Genomic DNA, 548 nt, shown 5'->3' on the forward strand with positions numbered 1-548 from the left:
GACCTGCAATTGCTACTGGATCAAAACCAACTGCCTGCAAAAATTTTGGCAGCGAGTTTTAAGAATACCCAACAAGCGATGGAAGTGATGAAGTTAGGCATTGAAGCGATCACCTTGCCTGTCGATGTGGCCGCGCAGATGTTTTCTCATCCAGCAGTTCAGCCGGCTGTCGATCAATTTGATAAAGACTGGAAATCCGCGTTTGGCAACAAACTTTCATTTGAAAGTTAAGCATAAAATTATCGAAAGTCCCATTCCTCCTCGATCGAGGGGCTTTTGATATGGGAATCTCTGAGAAAAAGTAACATTCGCGCAGGCAACTGTTTATAGATGCGGCTTACGAAGAGATTCCCACCCCACTAATCTCGCCTCAACCTTCACGCAAACTACTCTATTCGTAACATCACTACTGACGAAAAACGCTCGTTCCACAAGCAAAAAATTTTGCTTCAAGCCGACAAACTCACAATCTCAACGCATCAATAAGTCGGTAATTATTAATTTTATCTATTGGAAATGAACACTGTTCATTTATAATCAGCGAACCT

1 protein-coding gene is annotated in these 548 nt (G+C 42.2%); it reads left to right on the forward strand.

Going from position 1 to position 548, the window contains the following annotated elements:
• Positions 1-231: transaldolase family protein (locus R7093_RS27450; protein ID WP_411913264.1), on the forward strand; the 231-nt coding region annotated here is incomplete at its 5' end.
• Positions 232-548: the final 317 nt, after the last annotated feature.

Source organism: Vibrio sp. 1580 (assembly GCF_033340055.1).